Annotated in this window: 11 protein-coding genes; 1 reads left to right on the plus strand and 10 read right to left on the minus strand. The window is 54.4% G+C overall.

Annotated elements, in window-relative coordinates:
• Positions 1-99: 99 nt before the first annotated feature.
• From M1D70_RS17940 to M1D70_RS17970, 7 genes are all read right to left on the minus strand, one after another.
• Entirely contained in the window at positions 100-2,322 is a 2,223-nt protein-coding gene (locus M1D70_RS17940; protein ID WP_456287542.1) for a glycoside hydrolase family 88/105 protein, read from the minus strand.
• The gene (locus M1D70_RS17945; protein WP_456287543.1) at positions 2,319-4,091 is read right to left on the minus strand and encodes a hypothetical protein; all 1,773 of its coding nucleotides are present in this window, start codon (positions 4,089-4,091) and stop codon (positions 2,319-2,321) included. The genes M1D70_RS17940 and M1D70_RS17945 overlap by 4 nt, the downstream gene beginning before the upstream one ends.
• Positions 4,092-4,118: 27 nt before the next feature.
• Positions 4,119-4,994: a carbohydrate ABC transporter permease gene (locus M1D70_RS17950; protein WP_009590939.1), complete on the minus strand. Its 876-nt coding sequence runs from the start codon at positions 4,992-4,994 to the stop codon at positions 4,119-4,121.
• 27 nt (positions 4,995-5,021) lie between these two features.
• Positions 5,022-5,924, minus strand: coding sequence for an ABC transporter permease (locus M1D70_RS17955; protein WP_009590954.1), 903 nt, complete (start codon positions 5,922-5,924; stop codon positions 5,022-5,024).
• 84 nt (positions 5,925-6,008) lie between these two features.
• A complete protein-coding gene (locus M1D70_RS17960) occupies positions 6,009-7,634 on the minus strand; it encodes an extracellular solute-binding protein (protein WP_083829914.1) in 1,626 nt (541 codons plus the stop codon).
• A gap of 438 nt (positions 7,635-8,072) precedes the next feature.
• The gene (locus M1D70_RS17965; protein WP_456287544.1) at positions 8,073-10,379 is read right to left on the minus strand and encodes a helix-turn-helix domain-containing protein; all 2,307 of its coding nucleotides are present in this window, start codon (positions 10,377-10,379) and stop codon (positions 8,073-8,075) included.
• Positions 10,380-10,578: 199 nt separating this feature from the next.
• A complete protein-coding gene (locus tag M1D70_RS17970) occupies positions 10,579-11,628 on the minus strand; it encodes a Gfo/Idh/MocA family protein (RefSeq protein ID WP_009590940.1) in 1,050 nt (349 codons plus the stop codon).
• A gap of 190 nt (positions 11,629-11,818) precedes the next feature.
• Here M1D70_RS17970 and M1D70_RS17975 point away from each other — a divergent pair, with 190 nt between their 5' ends.
• Positions 11,819-12,706 (plus strand): AraC family transcriptional regulator, encoded by an 888-nt coding sequence (locus M1D70_RS17975; RefSeq protein WP_456287545.1) that lies wholly within the window; start codon positions 11,819-11,821, stop codon positions 12,704-12,706.
• Positions 12,707-12,867: 161 nt separating this feature from the next.
• Here the strand turns inward: M1D70_RS17975 and M1D70_RS17980 are convergent, their stop codons facing one another.
• Genes M1D70_RS17980 through M1D70_RS17990 form a run of 3 tightly spaced genes read right to left on the minus strand, consistent with a single transcriptional unit; the run spans position 12,868 to position 18,231 of the window.
• Positions 12,868-15,237 carry a DUF4962 domain-containing protein gene (locus tag M1D70_RS17980; RefSeq protein ID WP_456287546.1) on the minus strand — a complete coding sequence of 790 codons (2,370 nt, stop codon included), beginning with the start codon at positions 15,235-15,237 and terminating at the stop codon, positions 12,868-12,870.
• Positions 15,221-17,467, minus strand: a complete 2,247-nt coding sequence (locus M1D70_RS17985) for a heparinase II/III domain-containing protein (protein ID WP_456287547.1) — start codon at positions 17,465-17,467, stop codon at positions 15,221-15,223. The genes M1D70_RS17980 and M1D70_RS17985 overlap by 17 nt, the downstream gene beginning before the upstream one ends.
• A complete protein-coding gene (locus tag M1D70_RS17990) occupies positions 17,464-18,231 on the minus strand; it encodes an SDR family NAD(P)-dependent oxidoreductase (RefSeq protein WP_009590936.1) in 768 nt (255 codons plus the stop codon). The genes M1D70_RS17985 and M1D70_RS17990 overlap by 4 nt, the downstream gene beginning before the upstream one ends.
• Between the last annotated feature and the right edge of the window lie 15 nt (positions 18,232-18,246).

Here is an 18,246-nt window from a genome sequence, read left to right on the forward strand (position 1 = left end):
TATCCTGTGAAGAAAGCCATTTCTGAATTAAGCGCTTAACCCAGCGTACCGAAACGCCTAACCAGCTAACGGTTAAGCGCTTTAATGAAAGTGTATGCCTTACTTGCCGCCCAGCATGCCTTTCAATTTCATGATCTCCGCGCACGCCAGCATCATGATCCCGATCCCGTGGTTGTCATTGATCACCGTGAGCAGATCATGCTTATAATAATCCCCGGTAAACGAATAACGGGATCCGCTGCACACTCCGTGCACGCTGCCGTGACGGTCGATGGCCTGCTCGGTCAAACCCTGCCATGCTCGAATGGCTGCAACGGTAAAAGGTGCAGGCTCCTCCAGCCAGCCGAACCGCACGCCTCTGGCAAAGGCATAGGCAAACATGGCCGAGCAGGAAGCTTCCTCATACGCTTCCGAATCGGTAATAACCTGCCTCCAGAGTCCCGACTCCCCCTGATAGGAAGCAATTCCGGCGCACAGTTCACGGAAAAACTCAAGCAGCGCAGGCCGGTCCTTATGCTTCTCCGGCAAGCGTTCCAGCAGCTCCGATAAGGAGAACAGGCTCCATCCGTTACCGCGCCCCCAAGGAATTCCGGTCGCTTTCCCGTATTTGAAATCGAATACGTGGCTCATCACGCCTTCCTCGGGCATGAACAGATACTCCCGGTACCTTGAAAACTGTCTGGCCGCTTCGTCCAGATAGGAGGAGTCGCCTGTCATCCCGGCGTACCGTGACAAGAACGGCGTGCTCATGTACAGATCATCCGCCCACATCGTATCCGCGGAATACTCCGAGACGCACAGACGATAGAAAGCGCCGTCCTCCCGGCGTTCCAGGCGGTTCACGATAAAATCCGCAATGACCTCCGCGACCTTAACAACCTCCGGTTTGCCGCTTTCCTTATAGCCTTCCAGCATCGCCGAGCCGAAAGAACCACAGTTATCCAGCATCTTAATCAGGACCAGCTGATGGTTCACGGACGGAAATCCGTAGGTATCCCGGTCCCAGACGGCGTATTCGTACCATTGGGTGCAGATATCGATATGCGCCCGGGCATATTCCGCGATATCGGGCCGCCCCAGCGCTCGCGATGCTTGAAGAAGTCCATACATCGTGACACCGATCGGATAGTCCCAGCGACCGAAATTGGTGGCGGACCCGGAGGTCCATTTGTTGCTCAGCATGGCGTTCTCATAGAACGGCCTGACCCGGTAGCCCGGCGCATCCAGGGACCAGCCGGTCAATCCGCGGCCGTCCGCGCGCGAAAACAGTCTCTTGACCGAGCAAACCTCCTCCGGCGTTTGCTCCTCCCCTGCGGCCAGCGGCCCGGCATACATCCACGGAGACGGGGCGCCTTGTACCGGGACGGGAAGCACAAACTCCAGCTCTCCCTGCGAAGTATAGGCATGAAGCTCAACCCCCCATCCTGACGGCCCGCCGCAGCTTCGTACCAACAGATCCCCTCGGCAGACCGAAGCGGGCAGCTTGAAACCGAAGACGCCCCTCTCAATGTCCATGACGGAATCACCGCCGATCCAGATCTCCGTCCTGCCCAGAGCGCTGCCCTTGAACTCGACATGGTCAACGCCGGTAGGCACCTTAAGCCGGCTCCATGCATACCCGGCAGCCGGTGCCTCCGGCAGGCCGAATATCCTCTCGAAGTTCGGTTTATCCGCTTCCCCCTCACTCCAGGCTGTACGCGGAAGCCAATCCGTGCCGGTCTCTTCTTCGATCCCGTGAGCGTCCGGAAAGACGCCGCTTTCGCCGAGCGTGCCGGCAGCCAGCGGTCCGGCATATGCCCAACCGGCGGTGTCCTTCCGGTCTGCAAAAGGAGACAGCACCTGCAGAATGCGGACCTTGCCCTCCATGGCGCCGAAGCGGCAGCCGAATCCGGCTTCGGTCCTCCGGACCTCGATCAACAATGTGTTCCAGCCCGGGCTCAGCACCAGCGGAATGACGATTTTTGCATCTGGCTTCATCTCGTCCTCGGCACCCGAACGGTACATCAGCCGCTCGTTCAGATAGAAGCGCACCGGGCTGAACGGCATGATCGCGGCATCCAGCGAACGTTCATCGTCGCTCCACACCAGACCAAGGGCGTAGGCGGCCTCCCCTTGCTTCGCTTCCCGGAACCGGTCGCCGAAGTTGAAGTCATAATATCCTTCCTCGGTCTGAAGAATGCCCGTTTCGGCGAACGGCCGCAGCGCGAACGGAATTTCCGGGTTCGCCCCGATATAGCGTCCTGCGATCGTCTTCAGTATTCCGGCATCATCGTCGCCCATCCAATACCGGATGCTTTCCCGGGCTTCGATATAGCTTGTCATGATGGTTCTCCCCTTTCCGTTCGGTCAAGCCCTGCCGCTTGTGAAAGCTTGATATGAATTTCCTTCACGAAGGGGGTCACCACATTCAGCAGCAGCGTTCGAAATCCGAGCGGATAAGCTGCCTCCCGAACGCCAGCCGCCGTGTGCTGCAATCCGCCGCCGCTGATTTCCAGCCAATCGCCGTCCATCTCGTAACGAATGCTCCCTTCCATCCAGAACTGGGCATCCGCGCCGGCTGGAGCAAGCTCTCCGCCGCTAAGGTTGCCGGCCGCCGGAAAAATCAGCGAGATTTGGGACACGACTTCCTCCGGCTCCGTTGAGGAAACGATCAGCTTCCAGCCGTCGCTCGCTTCCACCACTTCCACCTCCACCTTGTGCCGCTGAACATGCGTCTGCGGACGGCAGTGATGCGGCAGCAAATACCAAGGGCTGACGCCTTCCCTCGCGCTTTCAGGCAGATCGGCTTCCGGCACGGGTCCGTTATAGCCCTTTTCCTGTTCGACGGATAGCCGGTATCCCTGCTCCAGCGTCGTCAGCCGGCTCATCTTGACAAAGCCGGGGTCGAAATAGGAAGCGAACTGCACGCCCAGAAGGCGTGCCGCTCCATGACGCAGGGAAAAGAAGGAGGACATCTCCGTGCTCACGGTCACGCTGGTTCGGCCCTCACGGATTCGCGCAACCGGAGCGCCGAAATCCGTGTGCATCCGGCTGTATCGGATAACGCCGTGGTGGCCGGCATCGGCAAATCCGGACAAGTAGCGTTCCCTTGGAAATTCGCCGTTCAGCACGACGCGGTAATGCTCCGGCATGGGCGTTGTCTCTGCGCCCTCGCGCATGAGACCCGGATCCAATAGCAGCCGAACGGCTGCGTTGGTCGGTGCTCCGCCGGGATGTTGCAGCAGAGACAGCGACTGTTCCGCCATCCCTTGAAATACCGGATCACGGTCCAGGGCCGCCATCATCAGACACGGCAGGAAGTACCCCGACATATCAAAACTGTGTCCGAAATCCTGCCGTCCGGAATATTCCGTGACAATCTCCCCGTCGGGGTGGACCAAATACGTCATCATCTTCAGATTGGCCCGTACCGGTACCAGCAGCTCCGGACGCTTCAACAGCCTGGCCGCGTGAATCAGCATGACGTCGCTGACGACATTGTAGATCCCGTTGCTGCGCTCGGTCCATTCTCCGTCCAAGGTGGCGTCCATACCTTCGGCGAGCCACTCCTCCGCCCTTTTCAACGCACCCGGCGAATCAAACAGCTCATTCAAGAAGCCCAGTGCCGCGCAGATCACCCATCGGTGGTTCGGTGTATGGCAGCCTCCGGTAATCAGCGCAGGCAAGCTGCGTTCCAGAAACAGCAGCATATCCGCAGCCGCTCCCTTCAGCTCCGCCCAACCGTCAGCCAGAATCAGCTGTGCGGCTTGCGCATATCCGACCACCACGAAGGCGGTATCCGGAGGGGAATGGAAATTCGTCCAGCCTGGCGAAATCGTACCGTCGCCGTGCTGAGCCGCAAGCATATAACGGGCCGAAAGCGCAAACCTGTGTGCCAGCTGCTTATCGCGGTAATATGCGGATGCCGGATTGCAGAGTGCTGCTGCCCATATCGCCATGGCGGTCGGTGTCCCTGTGTTATGGTTGGGCGATGGCAAACCGTTCTCCATGGTGCGAACCCCGCCGTGCCAGCGATGCGTTTCCTCTAAGATTTGGCGGTCCATCCCCTCCCGCACCCAGCTGTCATTGACTTCAAAAACCCTGTTCACCATCAACGATCCTCCTAATATCCATCATCCTTAACCCTTCACGGCACCCAGCATCACGCCGCTGACGAAGTAACGCTGCAGCCATGGGTACACAACAAGAATCGGCACCGTGGCAAATACGACGCTTGCCGCTTTCAGGCTTTCCGTGGTTGCTCTGACACCGGCTGCCGGTCCCTCGTTGCGGGTCAAATCCGTAATCATATTGTTCTGAACCAGCTGATACAGCTTCAGCTGCAGCGGATACAGCTCTTCCTTCGTAATATAGAGCAGCGTGTCTTGGAATCCGTTCCAGCGACCGACCGCGTAGAACAGGCTCAGCGTCGCGATGACCGGCAAAGACAGCGGCAGAATGATTCGAAGCATCGTTCCGATTTGGCTTGTACCGTCGATCTCGGCCGCTTCCTCCAGACTTTCCGGAATTCCGTTGAAGAAGGAGATCAGGATAATCAGATAAAACGGACTGATCAGCCCCGGAAGAACAAGCGCCCAGATCGTATTCAGCAGGTTCAGATCCTTCACGAGAATGTACTCCGGGATAATGCCCCCGCTGAAGAACATGGTCACAATGATGATAAACATAATCACTTTGCGTCCTTTCAGCTTCTTTTTCGTCAGCGGGTAAGCGGCAATCATCGTCATGACCATGCACAGCACCGTCGTCAGCAGCGTCAGCATAATCGTAAAGCCGAGAGAACGGAGCATGCTGGAATCAGAGAATACGGATTGATATGCCTGAAGGCTGAACTCCACCGGAAACAACGTCACCTCGCCTGAGGTTACCGCCCGGTTGGAGCTGAAGGAAATCGCGATAATATGGAAAAAAGGCGCCAGACAAAGAAGTACGAAAACCGCCAGCAGGATCATGTTCACGGAATCAAAAACGCGGTTCGACACACGCTCGCTCATGAGTGAAACTCCTTTCTGCAACAAACGTTAAATGATGGACTCGTCCGTCAGTTTTTTGGATGCATAGTTCGCGCCGAGGATAAAGACCAGCCCGACAACAGCTTGGAACAGACCGACAACCGTTGCCAGGGTGTACTGCCCGGATTCAAGACCCGTCCGGTACACATAGGTACTCAGCACGTCGGAATAATCCATGACCGCTTTATTGCCGATGACAAACGGACGGTCAAAGCCGATCGAGATCATATTGCCGAGGTTGATGATGAGGAGCGTCACAATCGTCGTTTTCAGGCCCGGCAGCGTGATAAACCAGATGCGCTTGAATCTGCCCGCTCCGTCCACCTCCGCCGCTTCAAACAGCTCCTTGTTGATGCCGGTCAAGGCAGCCAGATAGAGGATGGTTCCCCAACCGGCGCTCTGCCACACCCCCGTTGCCAGGTACGTAATGAGCCACGTGTTTTTTTCGGTTAAAAAAGGTACCGATTCAAAACCGAGCGCCATCAGCATGTTGTTGATCATGCCGGATTGCGTGCCGAACACCTGGTATACGATGCCGCCTATGATAACCCATGAAATGAAATGGGGAATGTACAATATCGTTTGGGATAAACGTTTAAACCACTGGATTCTAAGTTCATGAAGCATGATGGCGAGAATCAAAGGCGCGGGAAATGAAACCACAAGGTCCAGCAGGTTGAGCATCAGCGTATTGCGGAGGGTTTTATAAAAATCCTGGGTCTGGAAAACCTCGCGAAAGGCATCCAGTCCAATCCATTCACTCCCGGTGATCCCTTGGAAGAAGTTGAAGTCCTTAAAGGCGATCTGCACGCCCCACATCGGGCCGTATTTGAAAATAATGAAATAGACCAAAGGCAGAACAAGCAGTGCGTATAATTGCCAGTACCGGCGCAGGTAAACGGTTCCTCTCATCTGTATCATCCTCTCCTTGCTCATGACGCCGGGAGCGAAGGAACGGCCTCTTGATGAAGCCGTTCTTTCCCTTTTCCCGCTGCTTTACTTGGATTGCATTTCCTGATAAACTTTGGTCCGCTCATCAAGAATGGCTTGGCCGCCGCTGACCATGTAATCCTTCATGGTCGCTTCAAATGTTTTCTCGAAGTCTTCCGGTTTCGCCATGGCCGTCTTCACGATCATCTCTTCGTATTTGGCCTGCAGGTTCGTGCCGTATTTCGCCTCGGCCTCGATCGGACGGTCGAAGTTGACCGGCTTAAACGTATCCGTTGCCGAGATTTCCACGGCCTTGCGGTGCAGATCCTGAAACTTTTCCGGGAAGTTGGTTGTCAGTTTCTCCCGGTTCTGCGTTTCGTCGCCTACAAAATTACCGTTGGCGATAATGGCAATGTCGCCGCTGTTGTAAAGCCGGTCAATCACCTCTTGAGGGGCGTCGGTCTTCATGACGGGAATGCCGTCCACCATTTCGTAGTTCTCGCCTTCCACGCCGTTTTGCAGCGCCAGCAGATTGTCCGGGTCGGCCATCCAATTCAGGTATTTGATCGCTTCTTCAGCATGTTGGCTTGTTTTCGGAATCATGATGTACATGCCGTTTGGCGCGTATTCCGGCTTCGCATGCTTGCCTTCGGAGTTGGTGAATGGATCAATCGGCGTAAGCTTGGCGTCCGGCTGGTTTTTGAGCAGCGTATCATAGGTGCCGTCCGCGTAGTACATGTTCGGATAATCCTCCGTCAGGAAGCCCGTAAGACCGTTGGTCACGTCCTGTGTCAACTGCTTCTTGTCTTCGTCCAAACTGAAGTCGCGGCTGATCAGCCCTTCATTGTAAAGCTTGTTGAAAAATTGCAGCGCATCCTTAAAGCCCGGAAGCAGCGTCGGATAGTCGTTGGCTCCGAGCTTTTGCAGCAGCGTATACTTCTGCTCTTCCGTAGTCGGCTGAATAAAGGACCAGATCAGCGGATCATATTGAGCCGGTTCGATCGTCATGCCGAAGGGAATCACCTTCCCGCCGGTTTCGCCCGGATCCTTTTCTTTAAAAGCTTTCAAAACCGCGTACAGCTCATCGGTCGTTTGAGGCACCTTCATGCCGAGCTTTTCCAGCCAATCGGCGCGGATAAAGGAAGAATACTTGCCAAGGAAGGCCCGTTTGCCGGGAACAGCGAACTGCTTGCCCATGTACTGGCCGTAACTCATCGCGTCCTCATCGAGGAATTCCTTCAGATTCGGACCGTGCTCGTTGATCAAATCCGTCAGTTCCGTCAGCCCGCCTTGCTCCGCGTAGCGGTTGAAGGTCGGCGTGTCATACGTAAATACGATATCCGGCACATTGCCGCCGCTGGCCATGAGAACGTTCAGCTTCTTGATCTCCTCGGAACGGGGGACCGGTACGAATTCCATCTTAATGTTGTTCGGGGTTCCAAAGTTGTCCTGGATATATCGGGTAAGATAACTGTCGGTGATGGTATAAGGTTTCGGTGTATTGCCGCGGTCAAAAATTTCGACCTTCAGCGTAACCTGCTTGCCGTCATTGGAGCCGGAATCCCCGTCCGAAGCATTGGTGCTGCTGCCAGAGCCTGAGGAGCACCCGGATAATACGACCGTTCCGACCATCAGCATGACCAGCGTGAGCTTTGCGAGCTTGCCCCATGTTTTCTTGCTTGCTGCCATCATTACATCCCCTTTTCTATTTGGATTATGTCCCTGCCGATTTGCGCCGATCTTATTCATGATAGAAAGCTGCGGATTCATCCGAATTGCTTCGGACCCTGTTATGTAAGCGCTTAACCTTTCGGGTGTTCTCAGTATGCCTCAGAGGCAAGCGGATGACAATAAACCAAATTCCAAACGTGACAACCCGCTTCGTTACAAGGTTTTAACGTAGGAAAATGACTATTTTCGTTATCTAAACCGTTTTCTAATATGACTGTAGTGCTTGATATATCCGGTGTTTGTTCCGTTTGCTGAACCCTTCCACATAACCCGTTGCATTCGGAACGCATACCGACATTCACCAGAAAATGCGAAACGGGTGCTGCTTCCGGCCGGAAATTTCTGCACCCGTTTCTGGATAAACTATATTCATAAACCGTTTTCGTTATCGAAGCCTGTCTAGGATCCGAGCTCCGTCCCCGGTGCAGGCTTCATTTGCAGCTTGCGGTAGTCGCCCGGCGTCACACCCGACGTTCGTTTGAACACCCGCCCGAAGGTAATGGAGTTGGCGTATCCAATCTTCTCCGCAATTTCCTGTATCGAGAGGTCGGTCTGCGCCAGAAGCTCCTCCGCCCGCTTCATGCGCAGCTGTACCAGGAAATCCACGAATTTCATATCGTATTCCATTTTAAACAGATAACTTGCATATTTACCGGATATCTGAAAACGGTCGCTCAGATGCTTCAGGGACAAATTCGGATCGTCGAAATGCTCTTCAATATAGTGTTTCATTTCGCTGATCATGGCACGGTAGCTCTTGGTTTCGCTAAGCGCTACATAGGTGCGGTAAATTTCCGTTAACTGATCGGTGATCCTGCTCTGCAGCTCCTCTAAGGATGCGGCTCCAGCCAGTACATGCTCCCTGCCCTCCGACAGCTGGTTCCTCAGCTCATCGGATAATACACCGACCTCCCGGGACAGCAGCTGAAGCATGCTGTTGACCAGTGAACGGATCGTATCGTCCTTCAGACGCTCTGCCTTGAATGAAGCGAACATGTCCTTCAGCCGGGTTCTCCAGCCTTCATTATTTAATCGGAAGTCCTTGACCAGCTCCGAAATTTCATTCAGGTAAGGAAGCAGGCGGCTTAAATCTCCCCGGGGCAGCTCGTCGCCGACCAGCACGGCATGATCGCCCATCGCCAGCCTGTGCCCGAGCGCCTCGGAGGCTGATTGGTGCGAAGCGCCTATTTCATGCAGCCCGGCAACCGTGCTGCCCAGCCCGAACCTCACCGACAAACGAAGCTTTTCCTCGACCCAGCCCCGACACTCCTCCGCTGCGCGTATCAGGGAAGAACGCGTCTCCTCGTTCATCCCCGGAAGCGCGATCAGAATGCCTACGCGGCTGCCGGCGATCCATTCAATCCAGCTGTTGAAGCCGGCATTGCGTGCAAGCTCCTGAAACACGTTCATCAAGGCAAACTTCAGCACGTTCTGGTCGCGGACGGTATGAACGTCCTGAAAACCGCTGTAATCATTGATTTCACCGAGCAGGATGACGTAACCCGCCGGCTGTTCCGGCAGTTTCATCGGCGTCAGCTCTGCCATCCGGGATAGCAGTTCCTTTTCGGGCTTCTGCCCGCTGATCAGGTCCATGAACAGCTGGCTGCGCTGAAGCTGGAGATTCTCGTGCCGCTTTTTGTCATAGTCCATGGACCGGCTGATCAGGCTTTCAAGCGCACTATCGATCATGGAAAGCTCATCCTTGGCGGCCTGGGGCATGTTGAGCTGAATGGACTCGATGCGGTTCATCATGGCTTTGATCGGCTGATAATTCCGCTTGGTAACATAAACGATATAAATAACGGCAAGCACAACGGTTACGAAGCCGATCACGATCCAGATGTAGGAAACGACCGACACCCAGGCATAGAGCTGCCCGACCCGGAGACCGCTTTCAAAAGTCCATCCCAGCTGATCCGATTGCAGCCTCGTCAGAACCTTGCCTTCTTTGGCCCGCTTATCCTCTCCGATTTGGGATGCTTCAAATATGAGATCTCCGCTGGAGTCCAAAATATTCAAAAAGGAAACGCTGTCATTTATCATCGGATTGATCATCTGCTCCACCCGGTACATGCTTACGTTAATGACGAGCAGCCCTTGGCTCCCGAAGGGAAGCGGCAAATTTTTATACATGGAGATGACCTGCTTCGGCTCGTTCTCCCCGAGTCCCGTCATGGATCGAACGGCGGACCACCCCCGGTATTCGTGCTCTTTCACGGCAAACTCGATATAAGAACGGTCCGGAAAAGTCGAGAGCGGGCTTTGGCCGCTGGTGGTCAGCACCGACTGATCCGAATGACGGTATAAATAGACCGATTCGATCAGGTCGCTGCCCGATTGCAACCCGCGGAGACGTTTGACAAGCGAGTACATCAAATTTTGGTCGGATGACGGATTGCTGAACAGATAGCTTGAGTATAGGGCACTCGTCTCCACTTCGTTTAGCACGTTCATCTCGATGGCGTTGATGGAACGATCCAGATCTTCCATAATAAAACGCGTGGAAATTCCGTTCGCCTTGGCTGCCTCTTCGCGCGAGGCCTCATTAAACATGATGAATGAAAGAAACACCAGGATCGTAATCGTGACGAGGAATATGGGAAAATAGGAGAGAAGCAGCTTGCGGTACCAGTTTTGCTGCAAAGAAGTCATTCCTTTCTCTTCCAGGTTAAGCGTTTTACTTATGCTTGTGCTATATTGTAGCATGTCCGTGTCCCTCCCTGGAAGAGGGCTGTCTTCGAAAGACGGACGCTGATAAAGCTATGAAATGAGGACATCCATTGTTACAATAAAAAAAGCCGCGATTATCGCGACTTCTTCTATGCTTATGTCCACGACCCGCCCGAACTGCAAAGCTATTCGAGCTCAGAGGCAGGATTACGTTTCGAGTACTGCTCAGCCAAGGTTAAACGCCCATTCCGTTCATGAACTCCGAGATCATGATTTTCCGTCCGGTCTTGGCGCTTTCCAATGCAGCCAGCACCATCGCCATGCTGTATACGTTGTCGCTGCAGTCCGTTTCCGGCTTGATGCCGGCTTCCAGTGCGTGAAACATATTTTCCAGGCAGCCATGATGTCCGGTCTTCGCCATGGCAGGCAGCATGCCTTCGATCCGCTCATACTTCCGAATGAAGCTTCCCGATTGATCCCCTTCCGCCACGACCTCCGCATAGATCTCGTCATGTCCGTCCCAGATTGCCGTTCCCCTCTCACCCGTGACGCGCCAGGCGGCTTCCCAGGAGGTTTGAGCGCCTTCGGCACACCAGGACCCGCGGTAATTGAACACGGAGCCGTCCGACATTTCATAGATGCATATCGCCATCGCATTGCCGGCGTACCAGGAACCGGGCGGGTTGAACTCCTGACAATATACGGATACCGGATCGGCTCCGCTGATCATGCGGGCCTGATCGAAGGTGTGAATGGCCATATCAAGCAGCAGGGGACTGTCCATCAGGTCCCGAAATCCGCCGAAATGCGCGCCAAGAAAGAAATCGGCCCCTATGAAACCGGGCTTTCCGATCGCTCCGCTATCGATCAAAGACTTGAAAGCCCGTATTCGCGGATCAAATCGGCGGTTTTGCATGACGGCATGGGTTTTGCCTGCAGACTCCGCCAACTTCACGATATCCAGACATTCCGTCATCGATTCCGCTAACGGTTTTTCGCTGAATACATGACACCCGTGCTTCAGCGCCGCCGTGCTAATCCCATAGTGGCTGGCGGGAATGGTCACATCGAATACGATATTCGCACCGCTTGAAGCAAGTGCATCGTTAATATTGTTATACGTCTGACATGAAAGACCGTGCCGATCGGCAAATGCCTTCGCGAAAGTCTCCTGAATGTCCACGAGACCCACGATTTCAACGTCCTCCCGCCCTTTTGCATAATCCGCCCAAGTATTCGCCATGCTCCCGCATCCCGCGATAACAACTTTAAACGCCGTGGTCATATTTCCATTACTCCCCCTGAATACGTCATCGTTTGGTTAACCGCTTTCAATTCATCGCCTTGTGGTTGTAATCATTCCAATATTGGCTTAATGTAGATGAAGCAACTTCATTATAATGGCGATACACAACTATATCTCTATACAACCTTGTGCAATACCACTCTTATCTTGCGGTTCGAGGTGATTTCGTATGTCCTATCCTAGAGAGCTTCATGAGAATACCAGGCTTGGCGATAAGGCGTATCCCGTACAGGTATTTCATAACCGCTGTCCCGGTGCCAAAACGAAGGATTGCATCCTCTATCTCCACTGGCATGAGCACTTTGAGATCCTATGCATGCGCCAAGGTCACGCCGTCTTCCATATTGATACTACCCCTTATGTCGTTAAGGCTGGAGAGTTCATCATCATCCCGGGCGGCAGCCTGCATGTGGGTTATGCCCTCGAGGATGGCGATGTACGGTTTGATTGCGTCGTTGTGAATGCATCCCTGTTTAACGATTCGCTTCATGATCCGGTACACGCGCGTTATGTCGCTCCATATATGGAAGGCCGGCTGCGTTTCCCCGTCAAGCCAGCGGAGAGTGACCCGGCTGGCTCAGAATGCTATCCGCTGCTGGATGAAGTCATTGAAGAGCTTGCCGTCCGCCGTCCGGCTTATGAGCTTATTGCCAAGTCGAAGCTGTACACCCTGTTCGTTCTGTTGGCGCGCACATTCATGCCCGCACAGCTCGCGGAGAAAACGAACGAGCCTTATTTTGCCAATCGGGAGCGTTATAAAAAGCTGATACAGCATATCGAGAACAACATCGGCGAGAAATTGCCTGTGGAGGCCGCCGCTGCGGAAGTCGGTTTGAATCCGTTTCATTTTTGCAAAATGTTCAAGCGTTTAACGGGCCGCACCTTCGTGGATTACGTCAACCTGACCCGGATGAATGAAGCGGAGCGGCTGCTTCGCGAACGGAGGTTGACCATCACGGAAATTGCCGGCATCGTCGGCTGCAGCAACCCGAATTATTTTACCAAGCTGTATAAACAGTACAAGGGCATGACGCCTTCCCAGGCAAGAATGATATAAAGCTGCGAGTTGATCCTGATTCCTTGGCTGTATTTCAAGCTGCTCCCCTGCTCGATGATAAATTGGCACCATGCATCCTAAATAATAAAAGACTCAACTCCAGCAAAGGCTGCTGTATGTTGAGTCTTTTGGCATTCGTTATCGCATCGGCGCTACCCCGCTTAATACGCCTTGGGCACCTCCACTTTCCTGGTGTTCCCGTCTTCGTTCGTGAAATAGATATGAACCCCATGGTCCTGATCGTCCAGAAAATACGAGACGTATTTGCTCTCATCCACCTTCATCGGCACCAGGAGAGTCGCGATGCGATGGCTTGAAGCTGACTTCGTCTCCGCATGCAGATGCCACTGGTTATCCAGCCCTTCGATCTCTTCCGGATCGACGCCGGTGAATTGATTATGCTGATTCAGCGATAGATCGCCTGAGGAGCAGTACACGAATCGCCCTTCCATCTCCGCTTTGCTGCCCATTACCCGAAACGTCTGCCCCGACAGCTTCATCGGGTTCAAGGTATGGAACAGCCACTCGATGCTGGCTGGCTTGGCAAGCTCCACCGTATCCACGATCACAACATAAGATTCGTCGAAGAAATAGATTTCGCGCACATAACGCTCCAGGTAGGGCACGTTCTCCCGATAGGCCTGCGTTGCGTTCATGCGGGTGTACCCGAAGCCTGATGCAGCGTCGACGTGCTCCACCCTGCCGCTGGCCTCGATGCAGAGAACCTTGTCTTTTCCCGCATACTGACCATGGCCATCAATAAGAATATTATTCGTGGAACGCGTCTGCCTCCGCCAGTTCATATGCATCGTGCTGCCGAAGGCGATATAGTACCCGCTCTCGATTGCCAGAGGCTCGCCGTATGCGTGCAGCAGGAACCCGTTCTGGTCACCGTGGCTGTGGCTCATCGAGCCGTATCGGCTGCTCTTCGCCAGCAGCATGATGTGCTCATCCGGATCATCCATCCGGTGATGCATCGCCACCCAGTCAATATCGCGGAACCATTTGACGGATTGAATAGCCCCTTCATTGGGTTCTGAAGCGTCCGATAAGGCAAAGGGTACGGTATCCGATGGAGGAACGGCTTCCACCTGAGGATAGTCATGCCGATACAGCATATCGTCAAACCGGAAATCCCACCAGCCGTAATTATAAAATTTGGAGTCGGCATCCGTATCCGATTTGGCCACTTGTTCGAAATACCATTGATACAGCCCGTTTCCCGTAATGCCTGCAAACTGGCGAATATTGAAAGCCGTCTTCAGGCTGACAGGTTCTCCGAGGTAGGACTGGTCGCCGAAGCTGGCCCGAATCGTATCCGGACTGCTGCAGTATAGCGGAAAATCGCCGGTGCGCCCGAAAAAAGGACGTTTATAAAAATCGATCGCTACGTAATTGCGGATGAGATTGAGCGCATCGATCACGAATGCCATGCCGGTTGTCCAATAGAGCGGCCCTTCTGCCCAGCCCCCGTCCTCTCCGCCCCATGGGGAGTAGAGGCAGGCGTAGTATTCCAGCGTGTAATCCAGCCATACCCGCGCGCTCGCTTCTTCATGAAGCATGGCGATGCAGGCCGGGACCAGAACCGAGGATAACGAACGAACCGCATGGCTGTCGTAAGGGACATGATGGATCTTCGAGCGCTCCATCACATGGAAGGCCACCTGCTCGGTACGGCGCAGCAAAGCGCCCCTGACGAGATCAATCTCCTCAGTGCCGAGGTAATCGTGAAGCCAATCGTACCCCCAGGCAAGCGCCCCGACCATGCGGAAAGCGGCTTCATCGTTGTAATCTCGGGACGTTGTTCCCTCCGTATCCCAACGGGCCGCGTGGAGCAGCCACGTTTTCGCTTTGGCTATCAAAGCATCATCCCGCAATATAACCCCTGCCACGCTTAAATGCCGGATGGCATAGAGCGTTTCTTGGCAATCCATGTACATTTGTCTCCACAGCTTCGCGACGCGCTTGTTGCCCGGATAACGCTCCGGTTCCAGGATTAACGGCTTATTCACCCATGGGAGGACCGATTTCTCGTAAAAGGCCTGCCAGCCGCAGTAATCTTCATCCTTGCGGAGACCTTCCCGGAACGCCTCAATCCCCTTTTCGTCCAACCATAACCGCGGATGACCGGTATACGTGCGTTCGTACCTTTCCGCTCTGCCAGGCAGGGGAGTTTCGGGCAGCCCCTCCGGGACATGAAACATTCGGGATTGGCTCCAAGATGAACGGGTATGCTCCAAGTCCGCGGTAGTCTCCTCTTGCTCCCCGGTCAGCAAGGCATAACGCCAATAATAAGTACCGGGCTCCAGCGGTCGATCCGGAGTGTATAAGTTATAGGAAATCGGCGATATCGTCGTCGTGGCCCCCGTTTCATACGAGGGTGAAGTCGAGATCTGCAGCATATAACGGTCGTCCTCAAGCTGTCCCGGCATCCAGGTGAAACGGGGAGGATTCTCGAGCAGCTTACTCCCTTCGTCCGGTTGATACGGCACGGACAATAATCCGCTTTTCGGTTCAAACAAGGTTTTCATCGAGCTCCCTCTCCTTCAACCCGTTGTTGGTCATTGTATAGCTTCTTGCCGTTCTTCCATCGGACAAATGGAGCCAATCCCCGTCCGCAGCATGCGTCCATCCCAAGGATATCGGCTCATTGCCGGCACGATAGACGACGATGAAGCGGGCTTTCGAATCCATTCGGTGAAGCTGGATTCCTTCCATGGGACGGCTGGGATCGTCAGCAAGCCCAGGTGATTCCACTCGTGAACATACCATTCCTTCAAAGGTGGCAAAGGATGCTACCGCAACCGCTCCTGACTCGTTAGCGATATGAAGGTCCACCTGCATACCGTCTCTGGACCATACATTAGAGGAGCGCTCTTTTACGTATGCGTGTCCGTCCTCGTTTCCAGGTTCCGCCGACCCGCTGATCTGAACCTCATCCGAACTTTCGTGAAGCTGCCCCGTGCCGACGTAATGAAACCACCAATCCACGGCGGCCGGTTCTTCCAATTCAACTTCGAACCAATCCAGCAGCCAATCTTCCGCCATGATCAAATGCCGGTCCAGAATGCCATGATCGTAGGCCTCATCGGTCCGAACCCAAATATAGGAACGGTTTGGAGCGGATTCATACCGCATGCATTTGCCTTCGGCCGGATTCTGCGAGCGGCCGCCTACGGATACGGTGTTGTGGCAGGCAGTCTGAGGGTACCATTCCTTCTTTAGAACCGATCCATAAGGTACCGTTCCTCGATCTGGCGAAAGAGGTTGATCCCCGGCATGAATCATCAAATTCAATTTATCAAAGTGACCATGCGATCCGCCATGAGGGCCAAAATCAATCAAAGCTTGAAGGCCTTGGGGATGGTTCGTCCTTAACAGGGCGAACCCGCTTTGAGGAAGAACAAAGGAATAAGGAGCATCGCCGTCCGCATGGTTCAAGGTAACGCCTGCGATCCCCCCCGCTTCATGAGCTGTCGGATCACGATCTGCTTGCATAGCGTCTCCCGGTCTTGGGACCTCACGCGTGACCTGTACTTCGATAACATCACCCGTTTCCCATATCTCTCCCGATTTCAACATGTGGGAGTTCCCCTTGCCGGGAGCTGCCCTTCCGTTTCGGCCATCCCATGATCCCGTACCGTACAGCAGTGCCTCCAGCATGCCGATTCTGCCGGCTGCTCCGTTCAGTTCCCGATAGGCATGGCCAAGCAATCGTCGATAGCTCTTATCCCCATATATGGATAAGCCGATCTCCGCAACTTCCGCAATTTCTCGCGCGTATGGAGCCCTGCGATAAGGACCATCGTGAAGTGCAGGCAGGAAGCCGTTTGGGTCTGACAATCGGACCAGGACCGATAACATTCCCTGCATGCATTGGCCTTGCTCCCCTCTCAGGGAAAAAAGCTCTTCACCAACCCTGCTCCCCATTTCCGCAGCAATCAGGTAAGCACGGAGCACGAATACGTGATAGTAAATGCTGCCTTCAAATTCAAGCTGATCGGGCTTGACGGCAAGGGTGAGATGATGGCGGAGCCCGCCTTCCTGCTCAACCAGCTGCTTCAGCTTTTTCGTTTCGCCTTGCACCGCATAGATGCAGAACAAAGCGGCGATCAGCCAAGCGGTATAATTGTTCTCAGGATTTCCGCGTTCCCGGGACAAAATATGATGATATTCCGTCATGCTGCTCTCCAGCATGTGCAGGAACCGGTCAATCTTCCGAAGGGCCACCTCATCAAACCATACGCCCTCATCCCGCAGAAGCAGATATCCACGAAGAAGCGTCGTTGCCCAGATGGCTTCGGTTAAAGCCTGATGGAATGCTCTCCCTTTCAGCATCCATGGCTGCGCATCCGGGTGGACAGGATACAGCGGAAATTGCTCCGCATACCGAACGATCAGCCTTTTTCCAAGATCGGCGTAAATCTCCTCCCCCGTGCCGGCATAGACTGCTGCGGATTGCAGAGCATATCGTGCCATGGCCTGATGCTTGAATACCAGCCATGCTCCCCGATACGGTTCTCCTTCCCATTCGCACCCATGCGGACAGCGAAACGTGCTGCCGTCGGCTTCCAGAGGATCAAACACCAGCTCCGTGTGATGTTCGGGACAAACGAATTGGTGCCACCAGCCGCCGGGCTCGAGGGGAACATCCAGCTTCCGGTCGATCACTTGGTCCAGCTCGGCCTTCAGGATATCGATCGTTTGCACGCTCCACGCGTACGAGTTCAGCTTCGACTTCACCTTCATCCAATCCCTCATCGCATGAACATGCCGCCGTTGATTTCGATCGTCTCACCCGTTATATAAGAAGACAGCTCCGAGACTAGGAACAGCACGGAGCCGGCGACATCGTCCGGCGTGCCCTCTCGCCCTAGCGGAATGCCCTGAATGGTGGCTTTGCGCGCATCATCCGGGGTAAAGGTCGCGTGAAACGCCGTTTGCCCGATAAAGCCGGGGGACACGGCATTCACATGGATTCCGCTTGAAGCAAGCTCCTTCGCCAAGCCTTTGGTAAAGCTCAGGACGGCAGCCTTGCTCGCCGCATATATGCTAGCGCCCGGTCCGCCGCCGTTGTGCGCCGCAACGGAGGTCATGTTCACGATGCGCCCTTGACCGGCCGCTTTCATCCCCGAAATGACCGCTTTGCTCACGAATACCGTGCTTTTCATATTGACGTCCATGATCTTGGCGTAGAGCTCCTCGGTCATTTCCGCATTTGCCAGCCGCTGGACCAAATGCCCCGCATTGTTAACCAGAATCGTTACCGGCCCGCCAAATGCCTTTTCCACTTCCGCCACAAGCGCCTCCGCCTGTTCGGCTTGCGCAACGTCTGCGCGAAAAGCGTGGGCTTCGCCCCCAAAATCTCTGATCTCGGCAACGGCCTCTTCGGCAGCCTCCTTGCTGTTCAAATAATTCAGCGCTACCTTGGCTCCGCTTCTGGCCAGCATGATGGCAACCGCCCGACCGATTCCTCCGCTAGATCCTGTGACTAAAGCGACGTTACCCGATAGATTTATTTGCATGTTGATCCCTCCTGA

Source organism: Paenibacillus sp. AK002, from assembly GCF_053903045.1.